Genomic DNA, 21,132 nt, shown 5'->3' on the forward strand with positions numbered 1-21,132 from the left:
CGCCTCGGTACGCGCCTGGAGCGCCATGTTGTAGACCTTGCGCACGCATCCGAAGGTGCGCGACAGCTCCGCTGCCTGCGCATCCGTCGGAGAGAAGCGGTACTTAAACGCCCGCTTCACGCAAGTAGCCATAGCTCACACACTAACGCGACAACTAGTGACCTACTGGGGGCTGTTGGTGGTGAACAACGAATCGCCCGACGGCGATTCGTCTCTCCTTGCCCTGCTCCGCAGGGGCTCCGCTTCCTCCCCCACGTAAACGTGGGGGTATCCACGAAGGAGACAGGATGACCACCACGACCGATCCGGCCGCTGAGCGGCTGCGCCGCTGGCGACTGGTGCTGGGCGGCGCCGGCGCGGACGGCACCGGCTGCGAACTGCGCGGCAAGGACGCCGCGATGGACGGAGCACTGGAGGCGCTCTACGGACAGCGCCAGCACCAGCGGCCGGGCCGCGGGCCGCGCGACGGCGGCGGCACCCGGGCGGCCGGGCTCGGCGCGTCGGCGCCCCAAGTGGCCCGCTGGCTCGGCGACATCCGGACGTACTTCCCGTCCTCCGTGGTCCAGGTGATGCAGCGGGACGCCATCGACCGGCTGGGACTGTCCGCGTTGCTGCTGGAGCCCGAGATGTTGGAGGCCGTCGAGGCCGACGTCCACCTGGTGGGCACGCTGCTGTCCCTGAACAAAGTGATGCCCGAGACCACCAAGGAGACCGCCCGGGCGGTCGTCCGCAAGGTCGTCGCGGAGCTGGAGAAGCGGCTGGCCACCCGCACCCGGGCCACGCTCACCGGAGCGCTGGACCGCGCCGCGCGGACCAGCCGCCCACGACACCGCGCCATCGACTGGAACCGCACCATCCGCGCCAACCTCAAGAACTACCTCCCGGAGCACGGCACCGTCGTCCCCGAGCGGCTGATCGGATACGGGCGCGCCGCGCAGTCCACGAAGAAGGACGTGGTGCTCTGCATCGACCAGTCCGGATCGATGGCCGCGTCCGTGGTGTACGCCTCGGTGTTCGGGGCGGTCCTCGCCTCGATGCGGGCCCTCGACACCCGCCTGGTCGTCTTCGACACGGCCGTCGCCGACCTGACGGACCACCTGGACGACCCCGTGGACCTGCTGTTCGGCACCCAGCTCGGCGGCGGCACGGACATCAACCGGGCGCTGGCCTACTGCCAGTCGCGGATCCGCCGCCCCGCCGACACCGTGGTCGTCCTCATCAGCGACCTCTACGAGGGCGGGATCCGCGACGAGATGCTCAGACGCGTCGCCGCGATGAAGGCGTCCGGGGTGCAGTTCGTGACCCTGCTCGCGCTCTCCGACGAAGGGGCGCCCGCCTACGACCGGGACCATGCGGCGGCCCTCGCGGCCCTGGGAGCTCCGGCGTTCGCTTGTACGCCGGAGCTGTTCCCGGAGGTGATGGCGGCCGCGCTGGAGAAAAGACCGCTGCCCATACCGGACATGGCGGAGCAACGGTGACAGGAATCCCGGGGGGACTTGCGTGGCACCTGGCGGGTCGTGCAAGGATCAGGGCATCGCTCGATCACCCGTGACGGGTGCGACACCGAGGCAGTGCGCCCGGCTGTCCCCGTCCCTTTGGGAAGGTCCCCTCCTTGTCCGCTGTGCTCGCCATACCTGCCGCTGTGCGCCTGCCGCGCACCGTGGCCGTGCGGCGTGCGCTGCTGGCGGGGCTCTTCCTGATCGGCTTCGTCCTCCTCGGCGTCGCCTACGGCACCGGCGCACACGCCGCCGACCGGACGCCCGCCGACGGCCACCCGGCCGCGGCCGCCCTGACCGGGGCCCAGGCCCCGGACCACGCCACCACCCCGCAGCACACCGGCCGACTGCCGGAGTCCGGGGACACGTTGGCGCGGCAGGGCGCGGCGGACGGCACCGCACTCGCCCGCCGTACGGACACCGCAGCGGCCGAGGTCGAGGGCGCGGTACGCCCCGCCGAGCAGGCCGCCGCACCGGTCACCGGCCGGCTCACCGGCCCGGTGGACGGCGTGACCGGTGTGGTCAAGGAGATCGGCGGGATCGGGCACACGGTCAGCGGTGCGCTGCCCGTCCACCTCCCCGTCGGCACCCACCCGGGACGGCCCGGCGACGGTGGCACGCCCACGCACGGCGGGGTGCCCGGTGGCGCCGCGACCGGCCCGGGGGCCGCGCCCACCGGCGACGGTTCGGGTGCGCCGCACCTGTTCCGCCCGGCGCACTGCGGTGACGCGGCGCACCACCCGGCCGCCGCACAGCCCCGCCCCGTTGCCCATCCGCAGCGGGACGCCGGCCACCACGGCCTGCCGGGCCAGGGCCCGCAGGGCCCGGCCGCACCGCCCGCACACACCGCGGGCGGCGGACACGGTCCCCGTGGTGGGGACCAGCACGCCGCCGTTCCGGCGGACTCCGCGCGCTTCCGGCTGCTGCCCGGTGGCGTCCGTACGGCCGATGGCGCTCCGACGCGCCGCAGGGCCGAAGAAATCCTCGAATTCCCCGGCTAGGGCAGACCCGCTCCGCGTCTGAAAGACCTGCCGCGCGGGGGTGGCACAGGTCTGCCCGTTGAACCTCACGAATTCGAAGGACATCACCACCATGCGCTCGAACATCCGCCGTTCCATCGCCGTCGCCGCCACCGCCACCGGCCTGTGGGCCCTGGGCTCCGTCGCCGCCAACGCCGCCGAGCTGCCGGCCACCCCGGACCTGCCGGCCGTCGGCACGGTCACCGGTGCCGCCCAGCACCTGCCCACCAGCGCCGTCACCGGCACCGTCCAGAAGGCCGCCGGCACCGCCACCAAGACCGTGACCGGCGTGGCCGGCAAGGCGACCGGGGCGCTCGGCGGCGGGGTGTCGGCCAACCAGCTGCCCACCGGTCAGCTGCCGCAGGTCGGCGGCGTCGTGGACGGTGTGCGTCGGCTCGTCGGCGGTGCCGGCCTGTCCGGCGTGAACACCGGTGACGTCCAGAAGGCCGTTGACACCAAGCAGGCCACCAAGGCCGTCAAGCAGGTCGGCAAGGTCGCCAACACCGCGGACCTGGGCAAGGCCGGCGCGCTGGTGAACGGCAAGCTGCCGGCCCTGCCGAAGCTGCCCGCCGTCCCGGGCGTGCCCGCCGCGAAGCTGCCCGGCGGTCTGCCCAAGGGCCTCCCGGGCGTCCCGGCGCTGCCCAAGACCCCCGGTCTGCCCAAGGCCCCGGGCTCGGTCGACAACCTGCTGGCCGGTCTCGCCGGTGCGGGTCTGCGTCCCGAGCAGCTGACCAAGCAGGCCCAGGGCGCCCTGACCACCGCGCGTCCGGTCGTCGACCGCACCTCCGCCGACGTGCTGCCGCCGGTCGCCGGTCGGGCGGTCGCCAAGGTCCTGCCGGTCGCCCAGGGCGCGGTCGGCAACGTCGGTGCGCTCGCCGGTGACGCCGCGGGTCAGGCCACCCCGTTCGCGACCGTCGTCAGCGGCCGCGTCCAGCTCTTCGCCCAGAACGTCCAGGGCTCGGCGGTGCCGTTCGCGCAGGGTGTTGCCGGGCAGGCCACCGGGCTCGCGCAGGGTGTCGGCAGCGACGCCGTGCCGTTCGCGCAGGGCCTGGTCACCGTGGTGGTGATGGACGGCAAGGGCACCGCGACCACCACCGTCGCCGGCGCCAAGGGCCTGACCCCGGCCGTGCCCGCCAACCTGGCCGACCTGACCAACGCCGCCAACGTCCCGGCGGTGCCCGCCCTCCCCGTGCAGGGCCTCTGAACCGTTCGGCAGACCGCAAGAGGTGCACCGGTGACCGGCCGCGGCGGCGGTCGGAACCCGGGCACCCGGGATGCCGGATGAGGCGGACGGGGTGATGTGGGGATCACCTCACCCCGCCCAGTGAAAGACGCCGGGTGGCCCTCTGTGGGGGAGGGTCACCCGGCCTTTTCCGTAGGTGGGACGGGCCGCTTCCCTTGGGTGGGGGAGGGCCTTTTCCCGTAGGTGGGAGGGGAACGGATTCCCTAGGGGATGCGCGGGCCCCCTGCGGGGCCACAACGGGTGGGGCGGGGGGAGGTATTCCCGGGTCCGGTTCCGGTCCGGGTTTCGGTCCCGGTCTCGGTTCCAGCCCCAGCCCCAGCCCCGGTCGCGGTCGCGGTCTCGGAGGGGGAAGTTGCGGCGAAGTCCTGGGTGAAGATCGATCAATTCGGCTACCAACGTGCGATGTTGGTGGCCGATTCTGCGTTGGTGGTCGAACGGGGCGGGTGCAACGGGTGGGCGTGCGCCAGCTGGCGGGCGGGCGGGCGCGACGTACTGGGTGCACGCCGGTTACCGGGCGGGCGGGTGGACGACGGGCGCAACGGACCGGACCGAACGTGCACCAAGTGCCGGACGTGCACCAAGTCCCGGACGTGCACCACGCATTGGGCGGCACCCGAGCACCCGGGCGCCGAGCACCCGGGCGCCGAGCACCCGGGCACCGGGCACCGGGCCCGGCGCCGCGCTTCGAGCTGAGGCTAGAGGCTGGGGTTGCAGACCACGCGGCCACGGGCCACACGGCCACGGCCACGGGCCACGGCCAGAGCTAACGGCAGGCCAGGGTCTAGGTGTTCGGGGTGGAGTGGGTGTTGGGGACGTGGAGGCGGTCCCAGGTGGTGCGGCCGGGGATGCCGTCGGCGTCCTTGCCGTGGAAGCCGAGTTTGCGTTGCCAGGAGGCGTAGGACTTGCGGTGGGCGTCGTTCCAGTCCGGGCCGGAGCCGCGGCGGTAATGGTCGCAGCCCTCGGCGATCAGGCGTTCGCCCATCGCCGCGATCACCGGGCTGCGGGCGCCGGACCGGAAGAACTCGCCGCCGGGGAAGGGCTCGTAGGGCGGGTGTTGCGGCATGGGTGGGGCGGCCGGGGAGGCCCCGGCGCCGTCGGTGCCGGCAGCCCCGCCAGCCCCGCCAGCCCCGCCTCCGCCACCACTTCCGCCAACCCCACTGCCGCTGCCGTCACCCCCGTTCGCCGGGTCCTGGGTGATGCCGCCAGGCTGCTGCTGGGTGGCCGGGTCCGGGGGTACCGGGCCCTCGGGGGGACGGGACAGGCGGTCCTTGATCCGGTCCCGTAGTAGGTCCATCGTGAAGCCGCGCGGGTCGATCTTCCCCGGCTGCCACTCCTTGTGTCCGATCACCGACCGCTCGCCCCAGCCGTGCGCCCGGCAGATCGCCGCCGCGGCCTTCTCCACCGCCAGCAGTTGCGGCTCCGGCCACGGGTCCTGGCCGTCGCCGAGGTTGATGCACTCGAAGCCGTAGAAGTGGCGGTTGCCGTCGGTGTCGGCGAGGCGGTCCTTGGGGAGTTCCTCCTCGTCGATCACCGCCTGGAGGACGTTGCGGTCGCCGAGGCCGGCGTGGTTGGCGCGGCCGTTGCCGACCAGGTACACCTCGCCGGCCTTGTCGATGACGCCGTGGCAGAGCGGCCCCGGCAGGTCCGGGCGCCCGTCGTAGCAGAGGTCCACCGAGGTGTCGGTGCCCTCGGTGGCGGTGTGGTGGACGACCACCCCGTTCATCGGCCCCCAGGCGCCCTTGGTGTTCCGGTTGTGCCGGCGCCAGTCGCGGACCTCGTGGATGACCAGCCCCTCCGTGCGCAGCGCGGCCAGCAGCTGGCTTCCGGTCAGCGGGGTGGCCATCAGCCCGCCTCTCCGGTCTCGTCCACCTGCGCCTCGGCCTCCGCCGTGGTCTGCGACCGGGGGCGTGCCGGGCCGCTTCCGCCTGCCGCGCCGGCCGACAGCGTCCCCAGGTCGCCGCGGTCCGCCGCCTCCGCCGCGGCCTCGGCGGCCAGCGCCGCGTCGTCCGCCGCGGGGATGTCGGCCGCCAGCCGCCGGAACGCCAACCGCAGGTCGGGCACGGCCTGTTCGCCGTGCACCCAGGCCAGCGGCGCGTAGTGCACGGCGATCCCGGACGGGTGCTGGAGCAGTGGGCGGCGCGCCCGGTCCGTGGGCCACTCGACGCCGCCGGTGGCGGTACGGGCCGGGATCAGCCAGAAGTCGCCGGTGCGGTAGGTGCGGCCGGCCTCGAAGTACACCTCGACGCCGTCCTCCAGGGGCAGCCAGTCGCCCTCCGCCACCGGGATCGCGCCGTGCCGGAGCCGGCCGGCCCGGTCGCCGCGGCGGACCGTCTTCCGGCCGGCCTCCTGGTGGTCCCAGCGGCGCAGGAACGGATGCAGCTCGGGCCGCCGGCCCACGTGCGGGGCCGGCTCGTCCGAGAGGCGCACCCGGCGGCCGGGCAGGTCGACCTCCTCCACCCGCAGCAGTGGGGCCGCCTCGCCCCGGCTGGTGTAGCCGGTGTCCACGAACTCGACCAGGTCGCCGACCTGGAGTGACAGCTTGTCGTCGCCGCCCAGGGAGGCCAACTCGACCCAGGTGCCGTCCAGTTCGTCGACGGGGAAGGTGACCGAGCCGTTCTCCCGGGACCACTTGAAGGTGGCGTCCTTGGCGGTGCCGCCGTCGTGCACCTCGACGCGGTAGAGCTGGTTCTCGGGGCCGCGGTAGCGGGCCTCGGGGGCGACCAGGCAGGGGTCGTCGTCGGCGTGGTCGGGGCGTTCGCTGCGGGCCGCCAGCCGGCAGTCGGGGGTGGCGGTCTTCCGCGTCCAGTTGGTGAAGGCGGTGCGGATGTCGCCGGCCGGCGGGTTGTCGCCGTCCAGGCCCAGTGCGGACGCCGGCAGCGGCAGCACCTGCCACACCACCTTGGTGCGGGCCGCGGTGTCCGGCAGTGCGGCCCCCAGTGCCACTTCGCGCAGCGCCGGGTCCTCCGCGGCGGTGACCAGTCGTTCCCACACCTTCAGGTAGACCAGGTAGGGGAACTGGGAGGGCAGTCGGTCGCCGGGGCATTCCGGGTCACGGAAGCCGTCCGGCTGGTCCCAGTACGTCCAGTTTTCGTGGTCGGCGGGCTCGGCCGGGGCGTCCGCGTTCCCTACGGGGGCGCCCGCTTCTTCGTCGCCCTCCTTGTGGCCGGTGGCGGTCGGTACCGGCGTGCCGGGCTGCGGGCGGGTGGCGTCGCACAGGATCCCGTCGACGTAGTAACGGCCGCCACGGATGACGAGGTCGTCCAACTCGCGCGGGCCGCCCCGGAGGTCGATCTTGAAGCCGGTGGCGCCCTGCGGCCCGCCGTGCGGTCCGATCAGGTCGGCGGCCAGGGTGCGGGCCTGGAACAGCTGGATCGCGGTCTGTTCGTTGGCGTCGGCGTCCAGCTGGACCCGGCCCTGCTGCGCCACCACCGCGGAATAGTGGCGCTCCGGCCGGTAGGTGATGCGGGAGAGGTCAGCGTGCATGGAAGGGGTCCCCCTCGTACGGAAGCTTCGACGGTCGGTGGTGGTGGTCGGTGGTGGTGCACAAGTGGGCGCCGCTGGGCGGGAGTTCGGCGGGCCGGTGGGGCGGGTGAGGGGTCATGTCACGAACACGATCCCCGCGTCGGTTCCCGCCGGGGTGTACTCCGCGAGCCGGGCCCGCAGGCTGTCCGCCCGCTGCGGCAGGTAGAGGTCGTGGTACGCGCCCAGCTCCGCGCCGTCCTCCGCACCGCGGACGATCTCGTCGGCGCAGCCCGCCGCCAACTGCCCGTACCACGGCGTCCCGTAGCGCTCGCTGCGCAGCAGGGGCCGGACCCGGGCGGCTCCCCCATCGGGGCCCACCAGGTCCGGCTGGCAGCGGTACCGGCGCGGGGTCCGCGACCCGGGCGGGACGTAGCAGAACCGCACACAGCCCACCCCGCGCCGGGCCACGTGCAGCCGCCCGGTGAAGAGGCTGTTCTCCGCCAGGCGCACCGCGTGGGTGTGTACTTCGCCGAGGACCGTGGTCCGGTGCACGGACAGCTCCGCGTGCGCATGCCGGCAGTCCGGCGCCGAGAGTGCCGCGCGGTCGGTGCCGGTGGCGTCCAGGATGCTGTCGCGCAGGTGGATCGGGAGCGGATCGGTGCCGACCTCGTCGCCGATCACCTCGATGGTGCCGAGGATCGTCCGGTCGATCTCCACACAGGCCGTCGTGCGGTCCAGGACCAGACTCGGCTCCTCGGGGGAGGCCGGGTGGCACTCCGGCTCCAACGACCAGCCCGGTACGAGGGTGCAGTGCCGCACCACCAGCGACCCCAGCGGGCCGGTGACGTTGAGGCCGCGGCCGGCGACCAGCAGCCCGTCCAGCACCATCCGCGGCCGTTCACCGGGCGCGCACGCGGTCTGTGCGGCACGGATGTTGAGTGCGTCCGGCCGGTTGCTGTACCAGTCCAGCAGCCGGATGACCGGGCGGGTGCCCTCGGCGGCGCGCAGCTCCAACCGGTCGCCCGGCTCCAGGTCGAAGTCCAGCTGCTCCTGGTAGGCGCCGCTGTGGGTGATCTCGATGAGGCCGTCGGGGCCGCACCGGCCGGCCCGCCGGTCGTGCTGCCAGGCCGTGTAGGCGTCCATGATCCGCCGGAACGGCCCGTCGGGACCGACCCGGTAGACGGCGGCGTCCGGCGGGGTCGACCTCCCCCGGCCGTCGGCCGAGGGGACCCCCGTCTCGTTGCGCTCGCGGGCGTACTCCCCGCCCCCCAGATCGTCCCCGAACCCGTAGTGGTAGTCCACCCAGACGCCCTGCCGTGGCGCCGACCGGGCCCCGAACGCGATCCGCCCCAGCTCCGGGTCGACGGCGACCTGCCCGCGCTTGGGCCGGTAGCGCCACTGGCTCAGGTCGGCGACGACGACGTCGGCGAGCGGGACCGGCCGGTCCGCGCCGTCCCGCCGGATCACGAAGCTCTTGCCTGGCCCGTAGTAGTCCGCGAGCCGGTCGTGCAGCTGCCGGCGGGTGATCAGTGCTGGGACGTTGTCGACCGTGGCGAGGTGGGTCGCCGACGGCTCCGGCTCCGGGCGGGTGATCAGCGGGGTGTCGTTGCCCAGGATCGCGAAGGTGTAGAGGTTGCGGGCCCGGTCGATGCAGTACGCCGGCGCCCGGGTCACCGCGTACGGTTTCAGCCGCCAGACGAACAGGCCGACCCCGGCCGGCGAGTAACCACCTTGCGCGCGGCGTGAGTTGACGCGTCGGACGTCCACCGAGCGGGCGACCGTACAGAACGGCCCACCGGCCAGGTCCAGCGCCGCACCGTCCCGGACGTCCACCAGCCGGCCGCTTCCGCGCCGCCGCGCGTCGGCCGCCTCGGTGGCCGCCCCGTAGAGCCGCACCGGCTGCTGGTGCGCGACCAGCCGGGAGAACTCCACCGCCCGCGCCGGCCAGCCCGCCACCCCCTCGGACAGCTCCTCCAGCAGCGCCAGGGTGCCCTTGCGCCGCCGGTTGCCGACCGTGGCCGCCACATCGCGGCGCGGTGCCAGGGCCTCCGCCAGTCGTCGCCGCGAGGCGTCCGGCAGCCCGCCGTCCCGCAGCCCGGTGGCCAGCACCCGCTCGTACCCGGGCAGCGGACGGTAGCCCACCAGATCGCCCAGGTAGGGCAGCACCCACTCGGCGGCGCTCTCCACGAACCAGTCGTCGTACTGCTGGGCGACGCCGTCCCGGACCCGGTCGACCTGCTCGGCGATCACCGCCAGCAGCGCCCGCAGCGGCTCGCCCCGCGCGGGGTCTTCGGAGTCCCGCAGCCGGTGCCACTGCGGGAGCAGCTCCGCGAGCCCGTCCGGCTCCCTGTTGGTGGTCATCCGATTTCCTCCGTCAGGATCAGCGTGTCCGCGACCCGCGGTGAGAACAGCGCGAGCTGCGCCGGCCGGATGCCGCGGAAGACACTGAGCGCGCGGCCCTTGGCCAGCGGGCGGGTGTCGGTGAGGTCGGGGTTCAGGCGCAGGAGCTCGGCCAGCGAGATGCCGTACTGGGCGGCGACGGAGGTCAGGGTCTCCACGCCGTCCGCGGACACCTCGTGGATCCGCTCGTCGTACCGGGCGAGCCGGGCCGCCACCCGCGTCCGCGGCGGATCCGCCAACGCGTCGGTGAGCGCGGCGAGTTCCTCCGTGGTGACGGACGCCGGCACGCCGGTGAAGGCGTCCACGTCCACGTAGTCCACCCCGGGCACCGCCTGGGCGGCGGCCAGCACCTCCGACAACTGGGCCGGCTGCCCCAGCTCCCGCCCGTCATAGCCGAGGCGCGCCAAAAGGGCCGCCCGGACCCGCGGTGCCACCAGCGACCACGCGTAGTCCGGCGCCACCTTGATCTTCGCGGCGCACAGCAGCAGCACCGGCTCCCGGACGTCCACCCGCACCGGCAGCCGGCCGTCCCCGTACTCCGCCAGCGACGACCGCAGCGCCCGCAGCACCTCCGCGTCCGGAGCGAGCGAAGCGAGATGGGGGTCCCCCCGGCCGAAGGGTGGGGGAGGAATGTCGTCGACGCCGGCCACCGTCACGTGCAGCACCTGCCGCCGCCCGTCGAACACCTCGCGGGCCGCGGCCCGGCCGATGCCCGCCCGGGAGCGGGCGAAGTCCTCGTAGTCCGCCAGGGACACCAGCCGGTCCAGGGCGGAGACCGCCAACGGAACGGTGCGCCGGGTCAGCGCCGGGCCGTCCGCGTCCGCGCCGCCGGTGGCCGGCTGCGGGTTGGTGACGCCGGTGACGCCCAGCGGGCGGGTGACGGCCTGGGTGATGCGGTCCGCCGCCACGTTGGCGGCCCGGCCGGTGCCGAAGCGGTAGCGGGCCCGTACGTTGTCGTGGCCGGTCGGCAGCCGGGCGCCGTGCACCCCGTCGCCGAAGGTCACCGTCGTTTGCCCGCCCCCCTTCCCGGCCCCGCTCGACCCGGAGGTGCCCCCGGCAGCCGTACCGGTGACGTACACCCGCTCGTCGGGGCCGCGGCCGGCCAGGCTGTCCACCGGGTGCCAGCGCAGCCCGTCCACCCGGATCTCCAACTGCGGGACGGCCCCCAGGGGGTTGTCGGACGGCAGCCAGGTCAGCGGGGACTGCCAGAGCGCGAAGGTCTGGTTGGCGCGCGCCGCGTCACCGCTGCCGATCGCCTCGTCGCGGCTCTCGCCGTGCGACGCCGGGACGACGTTGCCCTGGACCCGCACCGAATCCCGCAGGTAGCGGTGCGACAGATTGCGGGTCAGGGTCAGCGTGGTGTGCACCCGGTCCCCGGGCAGGCTCGGATCCAGGCTCTGCTCCACGCCCGCGATCACCGCCAGCTCGGTGCCCCGCACCCCGGTCACGCCGGGGATGTCGGTCCGCTCGCCGGAGACGACCAGATAGCGGCCCGGGTGCAACCCGTCGTACAGCGCGGCGAGTTCCAGCCGGTCGCCGTGGACGTCCTCGCCCACCGGGTCGTCCGCCTGCGTCAGGTCCTGGCCCGCGGCGTGGACGGTGGTGTCCCGGATGGCGTCCAGTGTGACGTCGTGCTCGTCCAGCCACGGGTCGGCGAGGGTGAGGACCGTGCCCCGCCCGGTGATCCCGTACTGGGTGTGCACCGCGGTGCGGACCGCGGTGACCCGGGTGGTGACGAACGCCAGCTTCTTGTCGCCGGGGATGCCGTCCGGGCCGTCCGCGCCCTTGCGGGGCCGCTCGATGGCGACCCAACTGCCGACCGTGATCCCGTCGTACACCGCGTCCAGCGCGAGCGCGTGCCGGTCGGACGGCTGCGGCACCGTCGCGATCCCGATCTCCACGCCCGGCGGCTCACCACCGGACGCCACCCGCACCCGCAGCTCGTACTCGCCCTGCGTGACCTGCCGGTGCTCGCCGGGCGCCAGCAGCCACGACTGCGGGGTCCCGTTGTCCACCGAGACGTGGATCCGCCCGTCCTCCGCCGGCCGGGAGACGAACAGCGTCCGCTCCGGCAGCCCCGCCAGCAGCCGGGCGGTGACCCCCGGCTCCTGCGAGTCCACCGGACGACGGCCCAGCCAACTCAGGTCGTGGTCCTGGCCGGTGCGGGTGTGCAGCTCGACCCGGCCCGGGCCGAGCGGGAAGGAGGTGTCGGCGGGCAGGTTCTCCGCCCGCTGGTCCGAACTGCCGGTCTCGGCGTGCTGCACCTCGGCCCGGACCGGGACCTTCCCCGCGGTGTCGAACACCACCCGTACGGTGGTCAGCGCGGCCCCGGTCACCGGCCAGTCCGCGGTCCTGATGACCCGGCCCCGGTCATCCTGTACAGGCTTGAGCGGCGCCGTCGCACCGAATGGGGTGGCGGTGACCCGCATGGCCAGGAGGGCGCGGAGCAGTGGTTGCGCGGGGGCTGCGGTCTGCCTGGTCCGCCCGGCGCTCCCGGTCTTCCCGGGCGTCTCCGCGCCGGTCGCCGGGGGCGGCGCGGCGGCCCGCCGCCACGCCGGGTAGAGGCCGTCGGCGACCCGCGGATCGAGCGCGGAGAGCAGCCGCGCGCCCAGGTCAGAGCCGGCACCGAACGCCCGCCGGGGATCACCGGCGGCCTCCCGGGCGGCGGACGGCGGGCGGACGACCCGGGTGCGCAACGCCGGCAGGACGGCGGCGAGGGCGGCGAGGGCGGTGGGGACCGGGGGAGGGGCCGCATCCGGGGACGGGGTGCGGGACGGGGCGGGGGCCGTGGCCGGGTCCGCGGCCGGGGCCGTGCTCCCCGACCCCGGAGCGGGCGGCTCCGGCGCCTCCCCAGCCAACTGGCCGGCGCGCCGCGCCAGTTCACCGACGACCGCTTGCAGCTCCTCGAACCACGCCGCGACCTCCGGGTAGCCGGCCGCCACCGCCTGCGCCTCCGCCAGCCGCTCGTGCGGCCCGGCCAGTCGCGCGGTGAACGCGTCCGGGGTGGCAATCCCGTCCAGGTCCTTCCGCAGCGGCGCCAGCACCTGCCCGTCGAAATCCGCGATGAACCGGCTCACCGGCCGCGGATTGGGAGCCTGCGGCGTGGCCGGCGGCGGATAGTCCGGGTCGTCCGGGTCCGTGGACAGCGGCGGCTCGGTGATCCACGCCCGCAGCTCGGTGACCAACTCCGGCAGCGACGCCGGTGCCGCCTTCGGCAGCCCCAGCCCGGTCACGTCCTGCGTGCGGTCCGACCGCACCGACGCCACCGGCAGCAGCACCCGCTGCGCCCCGAAGTCGAACAGCAGCCGGTCGCCGACGGTCAGCCCCGTGGACGTCCCCGCCACCAGCAGCTCGGGGCGGTTGGTCAGATCGTCCGCGGTCAGCAGCGCGGGCCGGCGGTGCCGCACCTTCAGCTCGTTCCACGCCCAGCGCGCCGTCAGGTCCTCGTCGGTCTCGAAGGTCTGCGACTCCTCGTCCGACCCGGCCGGCACACTGTGGCTGCGCGCCCCGCGCGGGATCACCACCGGCAGGTCACCGGCCCGCGGATCACGGTCCAGGACGTAGGCGAGATGGGTGTCGGCGGCGACCCCCGGCCGCGGCCGGTGCCCCACCAGCCGGCCCAGCAACGCCAACGAACGGTGCTCGTTGGCGGTCCGCAGATACCCCTCGTCGGCGATCCGCTCGCTGTGGAACGTCAACAGGTCACCGAGCACGGCCCACGAGTCCAGCAGCCCGATGGACGGGTCGTCGGGGGTGCGGACGGTCAGCCCGCGCAGCGCCGGATACGCCGGCGAGGCGAGCCGGTCCAGCATCGCGGCCAGGAACGCACCGTGGTCGCCCACGCGGTAGGCGAGGGCGGTGCGACCCGGCGGGTTGTAGAGCGCGGGATCGGCGCGACGCTCGTCGTGTCCACCCCCGTCCCCGCCCGCGTCGCAGCCGCAGCCGCACCCGCCGCCACTCCCGGTACCCCGCCAGCGGGAGGTACCGCCACCCGCCGTCTCGTGCTCCGTCATCGCCCACCCCCGAGCTCGATGACCAGCCGGCCGTTCTCGGGCCGGTCCGGATCGTTGTCGCAGCGGGCGATCTCCAACGGCCCCAGCCGCAGCACCCCCGCCTCCCGTTCCCCTTGGTCCTCATGGAACATCCGGCGCAGCCGGCTCACCACCACACTCCGGACGCCCGGCACCGCCGCGGCCACCGCCACCAACCGGCTCAACCGCACCGGCTCCCCGAACGTCAGCGCGTCCGGATGGAAGAAGCCCAGCCGACCGCCGGACAGCGCCCGGCCGCCCAGCACCCGGTACAACTCGGCCAGGATCTGCCCGTGTTGGTGTCCCGGCTCGGCACACACCTCCAGCGCCACGTCCAGCGGCACCCAGCGCGCCGGCTGCACCACCAGGTCGTGCCCGATCCGCCGGTAGCTCTCCAGCGCGTAACCGACGGCGTCCAGCAGGGCCGGGGGAGGGTCCTCGGTCCCGTACGCGTCGAGGGCGACGTGCGCCTCATGGACGCTGCCGGTCCACCGGATCTCCGCCGCCGCGCGTTGTACGCCCGGCAGACCGGCGGCCAACGCCGCGTAGTCCTCCGCGGTGACCGCCCGCAGGCGGGTCCGCTTCAGGTCCAGCGGCGCCAACTGCCTGACCTGCTCCACCGGTTCCGGATCCGTGCCGCCCACCGCGGGCAGCGGATTGCGGACCCCGGCCACCGGTAGCGGATCCGCGGCCTCCGATTCCGCCGGGTCGCGCCGCAACACCAGATGGCCGATCGACTCGGCACCGACGTTCCCGGCCGTACCGCCGCCGATCCGGTAGTGGACGGCGAGCCGGCTGCCGGGCGTCGGCCGGGCCCCGTAGCGCCCGTCGCCGAACCGCAGCGCCAGCCGCCCGTCGTCCTCCAACTCGCCCACGACGTGCCGGTCGCGGGGGCCGCTGCGCAGCAGATCGCGACGGGGGAGCCAAGCGGTGCCGGCCACCGCGCCGCCCGTGGCGTCCGCGGTCCCGCCGGCCCCGTCCGCCCCCTCGGCCCCGATGGCGTCCGTGACCTCCTGGAGACGGATCGCCGGCAGGGCCTCCCGCGGGTCCTGAAGGACGGCGGCGGCCGGGCCGTGCAGCACCGGCTCGTCCGGATGCAGCCCCACCGCGTAGGCCGGCCCCCAGGTCTGCGCGACCTCCCACGCGGTACGCCCGTCCAGCACCGTTCCCGCCCGGGCTCGCGCCGCAAGCACCGCCAGCCTGCGCAGCTTGCCGTCCAGCAACTGCGGGCTGCGGTGCAGCAACTCCCGCAGCGCCCGCACCGGATGCCGGGCCAGCTCCAGGCGCTCCACCACCTTGAGCCCGAACAGCACGGTCAGCTCGGCGATCTCCGGCTCGTCCAGCCCGTCCCGGTCCCGGGCGCTGCGCCACAGCTCCACCAGCCGCTCCCGCACCCGCTCCGGGATCGCCGCCAGCCGCTCCGCCTGCCCGGCCGCGACGTACCGCGGCTGCGGGAACGGCACCGCCTGGACGACCGGCGAGCGGCCCAACACCGGCCGGAACCGCGGCACGATCCCCGGGTACACCGACTGCGCCAGGAGCGTCCGCAACACCGCGGCCTGCGCATACGCGGTCCCCGGAACCACCCTCTCGGCGCGCAGCCCCGCCAACTCCAGCCCGACGCCGGCCCGTTCGGCGGCCTCTTCCCCCACCGTCGCGAACAGCCGCCGGACATCGTCGGGGGACAGCTCCCGACCGCCCTCCGCCCGGTCGATGAGGTCGTTCACCAACTGCGCGACAGCGTTTCCGCCGTGTCCGCCGTCCCAACAACCGAACGCCGGCGGGCCGCAGGACTCCAGGACGGCGGGCACGGGCGGAACGAGCACGGTCTCGACGACCTGCCCCCCGCCCCCGTCCCCGTATCCGTCCCCGTCTCCGTCCCCGTCCAGCGTCCGCCCGTGGTCCACCAGCACCACGTTGCCGCGTGCCACGCTCACGTCCTCGACGGGCGCACAGTCCCGGCCGCCGCGGGTGGTCAGCCGCAACGGGAACGTCAGCGCGTCCTCTGCGGCCCAGGTGACCTCCAGGACCGGCTGCCCGACGAGCTGATCGACGCCCGGGGTGACGGACGTCAGCCGCACCACCTGCCGGTGGGTCGGATCCTGATCGCCCGGCGTCCCGGTCCGCGCCCCCTTGACCTCCTCGAAGAGGAGCAGGTCACCGGGGGCCAGCGCCAACTCCCGCCGCCCGGCGTCCTCGTCGGCCCACCCGTCGGCGAGGGTGGCGGCGGTCGCGCCCTTCGGCAGTCCGCAGACCTCCCCGCCCCACGTCCACAACCGGATGGTGTGGTGCTGGGGGAGCAGCCGCAGCGGCACGTCCCGCACCACCGGCTCGAACACCTCCAGCGCCCCGTGCTCGGCCAGCACGGCCAGCTCCCCGTCGTCGATCACCGACCCGATCTCTGGCCGGTCCCGCGGCCCGTGGGGGTACCTCCCGGCGGTGGCCGGGGGAGTGCGGTAGTCGACGGCGGCGAACCGGAAGGTCCCCGGCAGCAGCGTCAGCGGCGCCACCACCTCCACCGACACGAACGCCCGCGCCGTGCAGCCGTCGTGCATCGGGTAGTCGATCAGCCGCACGTGCCGCCGCACCGACACCCGGCGCCGCGCGGTGTCCAGATACGCCTCGGTCGCCACCGCGTCCTGCTGGTAGCTGATCTGGTCGGCGGTGTAGGCGAGGAGCTCGACCAGGGTGGTGCCGAGGTCGGCGGGGTTCCGCTCCACCCACTCCGGGGTCGTCAGCCGCAGCCGGTCCAGGACGACCTGCCGGAGGGTGTCGTAGTCCCGCGCGGTGTAGTCGATGACGGGCGCGGACCGGAAGGCCGCCGGCAGTCGCCCGGCCCCACGGAGGTGGCCGTCCCCGTCGTCGCCGCCGTCCCCGTTGCCGTTGCCGTCCTGGCAGTCGAACGGCGTCGGACAGTTCGGCCGGAACGAGAACTCCGCCGAGAAGTACCGCTGGTCGAACCCCGGGAACGGCTCGGTGCCCGGCCGCCCGTACGGATCGGTCTCCACCACCGACAGCCGGTACGACGAGAAGTCACCGGCCCGGTCCAGTACCACCACCAGCCGGTCGTCGAGCTCGGGATCCTCCTCCCGCTCGACCGTGATCTCCAGCGCCTCGATGCCGGTGATCCGCCGCCCGCCGTCGATCCGGACGTTCTCCGGACGCAGCCCGTGCGGCGCCTTCCCCAGGAAGGTGACGGTCAGCGTCCGCCCGTCCTCGGCGACCTCCACCGCGTCCACACCGTTGCGCTGCGCCGCCCTGATCCGCTCCCGCCGGCTCACCCCGGCCGCTCGGGTACCGCTGCCCATCACTCCGCCCCCCGCCCCTCGAACACCTCGTCGCGGCGGCTGGCGGTGGCGCGCACCACGTACTGGAGAGACACCCGCACCACGTTCTCCTCGCTCACCACGTCCAGCGACTCCACCTCGATCAGCTCGCCCAGCCAGCGCTGGAGCGCCGCCTGCACGGACAGTTCGATGGCGGAGGCCAACTCCGGACTGTTCGGCGTGAAGACCAGATCCAACAGCCCACACCCGAAATCCGGTCGCATCACCCGCTCACCAGGACTGGTGAACAGCAACTGCTCGACCAGATCCCGCACATGCGCGTCATAACGGGCGTGGGCGGTCCGCCCCCGCCGGTCCACGCGATACGGAAAGGCGATGTCGGTACGCCGTACCTGCCGTGTCGCCCTCATCGGCTCGTCACCCCCTGCTGCGCTCCGCCCACCTGGTTGACGGCGACCACCATCGGCGGGCCCTGCGGCACCAGCCCGGCGCTGAAACACATCGCCGCCGTCGTGTCCAGCAGCACCGGCACGCCGTCCACACACACGTGGCGACCGCCGCCGTCCGGCATCCACCGCACGCTGGTACAGGGCTGCGGACGCCCCGCCACGACCTGCGCACACCCACTGACCACGAAGAGATCCGCGGCGGTGGCCACCGGCGCACCGTCGATCCGTACCGCCGCGCCCACTCCACCGCCGGCCGAGACCGGCACCACCCGCCCGCCATGCGGACACCCCATGGCTAATCCGCCGTGAAGGAGATTCCCGCTCGCCATCTGTCCTGCCTCCCCCGAATCCGTCAGTGCTTCTTCTGCACGGTCAACCGGCCGTCATTCACGTCGACTTGCTCGCCACGGAGGGAAATCGACGCCCCGAGCCCGTTACTGATATGGACGCCCGTGGCATCGATCCGCACATACGCCCCACCCGGCGCCTCCAGCAAAATCCCCTCGGTGGGCACGTCGGACATCACGATCTTGTGCTTCCCGGGCGTCTGGATCACCACCGGACGGGAAATCGCCGGATCCCGCTGCGCATCCTCCGGCAATTCCTCCCGCCGGCCGTACCAACACCCCACCCACACCGGGAAACTGGGATCGCCCTGCTCGAACTCCACCCACACACCGGCCCCGACCGACGGCACCACCACCTGCCCGGCCTTCTCCCCCGTGAACGGGAAACACGGCAGGGCCCAGGTCGACACCTCGTCCCCCAACACATCCGGAACCTGGACCTTCAACCGCCCGACTCCCATCGGGTCGTCGTTCGCCGCCACCCGGCCCCGGAATTTACCGAGGAAGCGGTTGTTCGGTGCAGCAGCCATGCGGGGCTTCTCTCCTTACGTGCCGTGGCGCGTCGCTCCGCGCGAAGGACGCGGTGCGCTAGGGTCGAACAGTGCCGCTACGGGCGATCAGCCCCTCCCGCGTCAGCGTGAAATTCTGCAAGTACGAGCCGATCCGCAGATTGTGCGTCACGGTCTTCACGTAGTAATCGCCGTCATAGGTGACCCCGGCGCCCCGCACCCCCACCAACTCCCGTGGCCGGAGCACATATCCATGCCGGGTCACATCCAGCGACCCCGACCCCGAAATGGCGTCCGCACTGGTGGCGGCCCGACCGAGCGCCTCGGCCTTCGCCAGCCCCTCGTCCATCTTCGCCGTACCGCTCAGCGTCTTCCGCTTGAGCGCCGGCGACCCGCGCAGCCCCAACGGCGGCCGCAGCGGACTGATATCGGGCTGCGCCAGCAACGGCGCCTGCCGCGTCACCGGGTCCTGTACCCGCGCCTGCGGCTCTTCCCGCGCCGTCCCGTCATAGGCGAACGTCAACTGATCGACGGTCGAGTTCGCATCCATATTCACATTCAGGGCGTGCTGCCGCTGTCCCAGCCGCTGTTCCGGCCCCCAGAAAGCCGTCGACCGCCCCGGCACCGGCCCCGGCTCCAGGTAGAACGTGTACCCGTTCGCCCGCGCCAGGTCATTCACGTATTGAAGATCGGTCCCCGTCTGGTAGTCGACCCGCACCTGCTCCCGCGGCGGCTGCGGAATTTGCTCCCGAATGATCCGCGCATCGATCCCGTAATCGGCGTACTTCCCCAGAATCCGCTCCACCCGCTGCGACGGCGCGAGGTTCGGATACCGATCCGTCCGCTCCTCCAGATCCATCAACAGCGTCAGATCTTCCCCGGTCACCGTCAGGGTGCTCTGCCCCGGGTGATTACTGCTCCCCACCTCCTGCCGAACGATCACCCCGTCCAGCAACACCACCGGCGTCCCCTTGATCGCAACGGAGACGATGACCCGCGTCTTGGGATCAAAAAACCCCTCCGGCAGCAACCGCTCGACGATCGCCCCCTTCTTCGTCAGGTCGAACGCCAGCTGGAACCCGCTCCGTTCACCCGCAGTACTGGTGATCTGCGCCGACAACAGCGCCTCCACCACGTCCTGCGGGACCAACCGCGCCAACTTCGGCCCCATATACAGCGAGACGTGAATCGGCCCCCGCCCGACCGGCTCATCACCGTCAGCCATGCCGCACCCCCGGCCCGCCGCCGACACCGCCGGCGAACCCACCCGGCAACGGCACGGCAATCTCCACCCCGGGCTCCGCCGTCAACTCCCGCGGCTCCAACACCGGATTGGCATCCGCGATCCGCCACCACTGCCCCGGATCCCCGAAATACCGCTGCCCGAGCTGATCGGGCCGCTCGCCCGCACTCACCACATGCGGCACGGCCTCGTCGGCCGCATCCTGCAACGGCGGCAACAACCTCCGCTTCGCATACCGCACTTCCGTCCCATCGGGCAGGCCGTGCACCCCGATCTCGATGCCCGCATACCGACTGCTCCGCGGATACGGATGCGCCCCGGGCACGTCGTCCAACGCACTCTCATACGGCTCGATGGCCATGCCTCAGATCCCCCTCCCCAACCCCAACTGCGCCAACGACCCGCCCCGCGCCCGCCGCGCCAACTGCTCCTTCTGCGCCAGGTGCGCGAGGTACAACGCGGCCCCGGGATGCCCGGCCGGCAAATCACTCACCGTCAACACCTTCATCCCGATACTGAGCGAAGCCCGAATCGGATTGAGATTCACATCGAACGCCGACTCGTTGACCGACAACTCCGTCAACCGCACCGGCATGATCCGCTTACTGCCCCACGTGAACAGGGTCAACGGCGTCTCGATGGGGCTGATCTCGATCGTCCCGTTCTTGGTCAGCTTCGACGCCGCCAAAAGCTGCGCGGTGGTCGGCTGCACCAACATCTCCAACACCGCCAACTCCGGATGAATCCCGTCCGGCGCCGCCACATCCAACTGATCGGTGGCATCGATCTCAGCCGTGAACTTCCACGTCTCCTGCGCCGGCCCCTTCAGCCGCAACGCCTCATTCCGATCCCCACCACTCCCACCCCCGCCGCCCCCACTGTCCCCCTCGCCCCCGGCCGCCTGCGGCGCCACCTGCCGCTCCAACGTGTCGGGATTGAACTGCAACACAATGATCCGCTGCGGGATCCCGAGCTCAGGATCGACAACAACAATTCCGGAACGGATAGGCTTGGGAATATCGGCGTAGCGGGTCATTCTTCACCGATCCCAGCTTCGGCGAAGGCGGTCGCCATGCGCTTTGCCAGGCTTCTCACTTGGGCGTTGGAGTCCTGCTGCGCAACGGCGTCGAGCAGCTCTCGAAAAGGTTCCCACTCGGCGTATCCAATCCCCATGAGGCCGTTTTTTCGTACGTCTGGAGAAGCATCCCGCACGGCGCTGATGAATGCGCGGGAGTAACGATTGTCAGGCAGCAACGGCGCCCCGATTCCCGCCCGCACGAGTGCTCGCCCTCGCTCTTCGGGCGTTGCCGCTTCGGCGATGGACTCCAGAATGCTGGCATCAGTGCATACGGCGAGTCCGCTTCCAACCAGTACTGATTCGTACTGGTTGAGGTCGACCGATTCTGTGCTCGTGATTACGACGTAGGATGTGTGCAGCTTTCGGTCGCTCACATAGTTGAAGAGGATTCCTGGCGCCATCTCCCAACTGATGCGTCGAGGATCTGAACTGAACCGCTTGGTCGGAGCATCGAGTACTTTGCTCCACCCCTCTGTAGCCGCGAGTCGACTTACCTGTTCTTCGCTTTCTGATTCCTGCGTCAGGAAGCGTCGTGTCCGACGCGTCGGAGGATGCTGCGATTTCATGA

Annotated in this window: 16 protein-coding genes; 3 read left to right on the forward strand and 13 right to left on the reverse strand. The window is 73.0% G+C overall.

What is annotated here, in order from left to right; translation table 11 throughout:
• Positions 1 to 132, reverse strand: a 132-nt coding sequence (locus ACO0M4_RS00005) for a helix-turn-helix domain-containing protein (protein WP_430371160.1), incomplete at its 3' end; no start/stop codon positions are given.
• Positions 133 to 287: 155 nt separating this feature from the next.
• Between ACO0M4_RS00005 and ACO0M4_RS00010 the strand changes: the two genes are divergently transcribed.
• The 3 genes from ACO0M4_RS00010 to ACO0M4_RS00020 all read left to right on the forward strand — a co-directional run bounded on the left by ACO0M4_RS00010 (position 288) and on the right by ACO0M4_RS00020 (position 3,719).
• On the forward strand, positions 288 to 1,478 hold the full coding sequence (locus ACO0M4_RS00010) for a VWA domain-containing protein (protein WP_430367428.1): 1,191 nt from the start codon (positions 288 to 290) through the stop codon (positions 1,476 to 1,478).
• 134 nt (positions 1,479 to 1,612) lie between these two features.
• Positions 1,613 to 2,497 (forward strand): hypothetical protein, encoded by an 885-nt coding sequence (locus ACO0M4_RS00015; protein WP_430367429.1) that lies wholly within the window; start codon positions 1,613 to 1,615, stop codon positions 2,495 to 2,497.
• 91 nt (positions 2,498 to 2,588) lie between these two features.
• Complete coding sequence (locus tag ACO0M4_RS00020; protein WP_430367430.1) at positions 2,589 to 3,719, forward strand: hypothetical protein; 1,131 nt, start codon at positions 2,589 to 2,591, stop codon at positions 3,717 to 3,719.
• Between the two features lie 820 nt (positions 3,720 to 4,539).
• On the opposite strand, the gene ACO0M4_RS00025 is transcribed toward ACO0M4_RS00020, so the two are convergent.
• From ACO0M4_RS00025 to ACO0M4_RS00080, 12 genes are all read right to left on the reverse strand, one after another.
• The gene (locus tag ACO0M4_RS00025) at positions 4,540 to 5,601 is read right to left on the reverse strand and encodes a peptidoglycan-binding protein (protein WP_430367431.1); all 1,062 of its coding nucleotides are present in this window, start codon (positions 5,599 to 5,601) and stop codon (positions 4,540 to 4,542) included.
• Positions 5,601 to 7,241 (reverse strand): DUF6519 domain-containing protein, encoded by a 1,641-nt coding sequence (locus tag ACO0M4_RS00030; RefSeq protein WP_430367432.1) that lies wholly within the window; start codon positions 7,239 to 7,241, stop codon positions 5,601 to 5,603. Before ACO0M4_RS00030 ends, ACO0M4_RS00025 begins: the two co-directional genes overlap by 1 nt.
• Positions 7,242 to 7,355: 114 nt before the next feature.
• Positions 7,356 to 9,581 (reverse strand): hypothetical protein, encoded by a 2,226-nt coding sequence (locus tag ACO0M4_RS00035; RefSeq protein WP_430367433.1) that lies wholly within the window; start codon positions 9,579 to 9,581, stop codon positions 7,356 to 7,358.
• The gene (locus ACO0M4_RS00040; protein ID WP_430367434.1) at positions 9,578 to 13,633 is read right to left on the reverse strand and encodes a putative baseplate assembly protein; all 4,056 of its coding nucleotides are present in this window, start codon (positions 13,631 to 13,633) and stop codon (positions 9,578 to 9,580) included. Before ACO0M4_RS00040 ends, ACO0M4_RS00035 begins: the two co-directional genes overlap by 4 nt.
• Positions 13,630 to 16,959: a putative baseplate assembly protein gene (locus ACO0M4_RS00045; RefSeq protein WP_430367435.1), complete on the reverse strand. Its 3,330-nt coding sequence runs from the start codon at positions 16,957 to 16,959 to the stop codon at positions 13,630 to 13,632. The genes ACO0M4_RS00040 and ACO0M4_RS00045 overlap by 4 nt, the downstream gene beginning before the upstream one ends.
• A complete protein-coding gene (locus ACO0M4_RS00050) occupies positions 16,959 to 17,348 on the reverse strand; it encodes a GPW/gp25 family protein (RefSeq protein ID WP_390023648.1) in 390 nt (129 codons plus the stop codon). The genes ACO0M4_RS00045 and ACO0M4_RS00050 overlap by 1 nt, the downstream gene beginning before the upstream one ends.
• The gene (locus ACO0M4_RS00055) at positions 17,345 to 17,680 is read right to left on the reverse strand and encodes a hypothetical protein (protein WP_430367436.1); all 336 of its coding nucleotides are present in this window, start codon (positions 17,678 to 17,680) and stop codon (positions 17,345 to 17,347) included. The genes ACO0M4_RS00050 and ACO0M4_RS00055 overlap by 4 nt, the downstream gene beginning before the upstream one ends.
• A 59-nt stretch (positions 17,681 to 17,739) precedes the next feature.
• Positions 17,740 to 18,264, reverse strand: a complete 525-nt coding sequence (locus ACO0M4_RS00060) for a phage baseplate assembly protein V (RefSeq protein ID WP_430367437.1) — start codon at positions 18,262 to 18,264, stop codon at positions 17,740 to 17,742.
• A 58-nt stretch (positions 18,265 to 18,322) separates the two neighbouring features.
• Complete coding sequence (locus tag ACO0M4_RS00065) at positions 18,323 to 19,468, reverse strand: hypothetical protein (RefSeq protein ID WP_430367438.1); 1,146 nt, start codon at positions 19,466 to 19,468, stop codon at positions 18,323 to 18,325.
• A complete protein-coding gene (locus ACO0M4_RS00070; RefSeq protein ID WP_430367439.1) occupies positions 19,461 to 19,847 on the reverse strand; it encodes a hypothetical protein in 387 nt (128 codons plus the stop codon). Before ACO0M4_RS00070 ends, ACO0M4_RS00065 begins: the two co-directional genes overlap by 8 nt.
• A gap of 3 nt (positions 19,848 to 19,850) precedes the next feature.
• Positions 19,851 to 20,522 (reverse strand): hypothetical protein, encoded by a 672-nt coding sequence (locus ACO0M4_RS00075; RefSeq protein WP_430367440.1) that lies wholly within the window; start codon positions 20,520 to 20,522, stop codon positions 19,851 to 19,853.
• A complete protein-coding gene (locus ACO0M4_RS00080; RefSeq protein WP_430367441.1) occupies positions 20,519 to 21,130 on the reverse strand; it encodes a hypothetical protein in 612 nt (203 codons plus the stop codon). Before ACO0M4_RS00080 ends, ACO0M4_RS00075 begins: the two co-directional genes overlap by 4 nt.
• Positions 21,131 to 21,132 lie beyond the last annotated feature (2 nt).

Source organism: Streptomyces sp. RGM 3693, assembly GCF_050471125.1.
Lineage (GTDB): Bacteria > Actinomycetota > Actinomycetes > Streptomycetales > Streptomycetaceae > Streptomyces.

Coding starts and splice junctions, on each gene's coding strand:
- ACO0M4_RS00010 (WP_430367428.1), top strand. CDS start 288: ATGACCACCACGACCGATCCGGCCGCTGAGCGGCTGCGCCGCTGGCGA.
- ACO0M4_RS00020 (WP_430367430.1), top strand. CDS start 2,589: ATGCGCTCGAACATCCGCCGTTCCATCGCCGTCGCCGCCACCGCCACC.
- ACO0M4_RS00025 (WP_430367431.1), bottom strand. CDS start 5,601: ATGGCCACCCCGCTGACCGGAAGCCAGCTGCTGGCCGCGCTGCGCACG.
- ACO0M4_RS00030 (WP_430367432.1), bottom strand. CDS start 7,241: ATGCACGCTGACCTCTCCCGCATCACCTACCGGCCGGAGCGCCACTAT.
- ACO0M4_RS00035 (WP_430367433.1), bottom strand. CDS start 9,581: ATGACCACCAACAGGGAGCCGGACGGGCTCGCGGAGCTGCTCCCGCAG.
- ACO0M4_RS00040 (WP_430367434.1), bottom strand. CDS start 13,633: ATGACGGAGCACGAGACGGCGGGTGGCGGTACCTCCCGCTGGCGGGGT.
- ACO0M4_RS00045 (WP_430367435.1), bottom strand. CDS start 16,959: ATGGGCAGCGGTACCCGAGCGGCCGGGGTGAGCCGGCGGGAGCGGATC.
- ACO0M4_RS00050 (WP_390023648.1), bottom strand. CDS start 17,348: ATGAGGGCGACACGGCAGGTACGGCGTACCGACATCGCCTTTCCGTAT.
- ACO0M4_RS00055 (WP_430367436.1), bottom strand. CDS start 17,680: ATGGGGTGTCCGCATGGCGGGCGGGTGGTGCCGGTCTCGGCCGGCGGT.
- ACO0M4_RS00060 (WP_430367437.1), bottom strand. CDS start 18,264: ATGGCTGCTGCACCGAACAACCGCTTCCTCGGTAAATTCCGGGGCCGG.
- ACO0M4_RS00065 (WP_430367438.1), bottom strand. CDS start 19,468: ATGGCTGACGGTGATGAGCCGGTCGGGCGGGGGCCGATTCACGTCTCG.
- ACO0M4_RS00070 (WP_430367439.1), bottom strand. CDS start 19,847: ATGGCCATCGAGCCGTATGAGAGTGCGTTGGACGACGTGCCCGGGGCG.
- ACO0M4_RS00075 (WP_430367440.1), bottom strand. CDS start 20,522: ATGACCCGCTACGCCGATATTCCCAAGCCTATCCGTTCCGGAATTGTT.
- ACO0M4_RS00080 (WP_430367441.1), bottom strand. CDS start 21,130: ATGAAATCGCAGCATCCTCCGACGCGTCGGACACGACGCTTCCTGACG.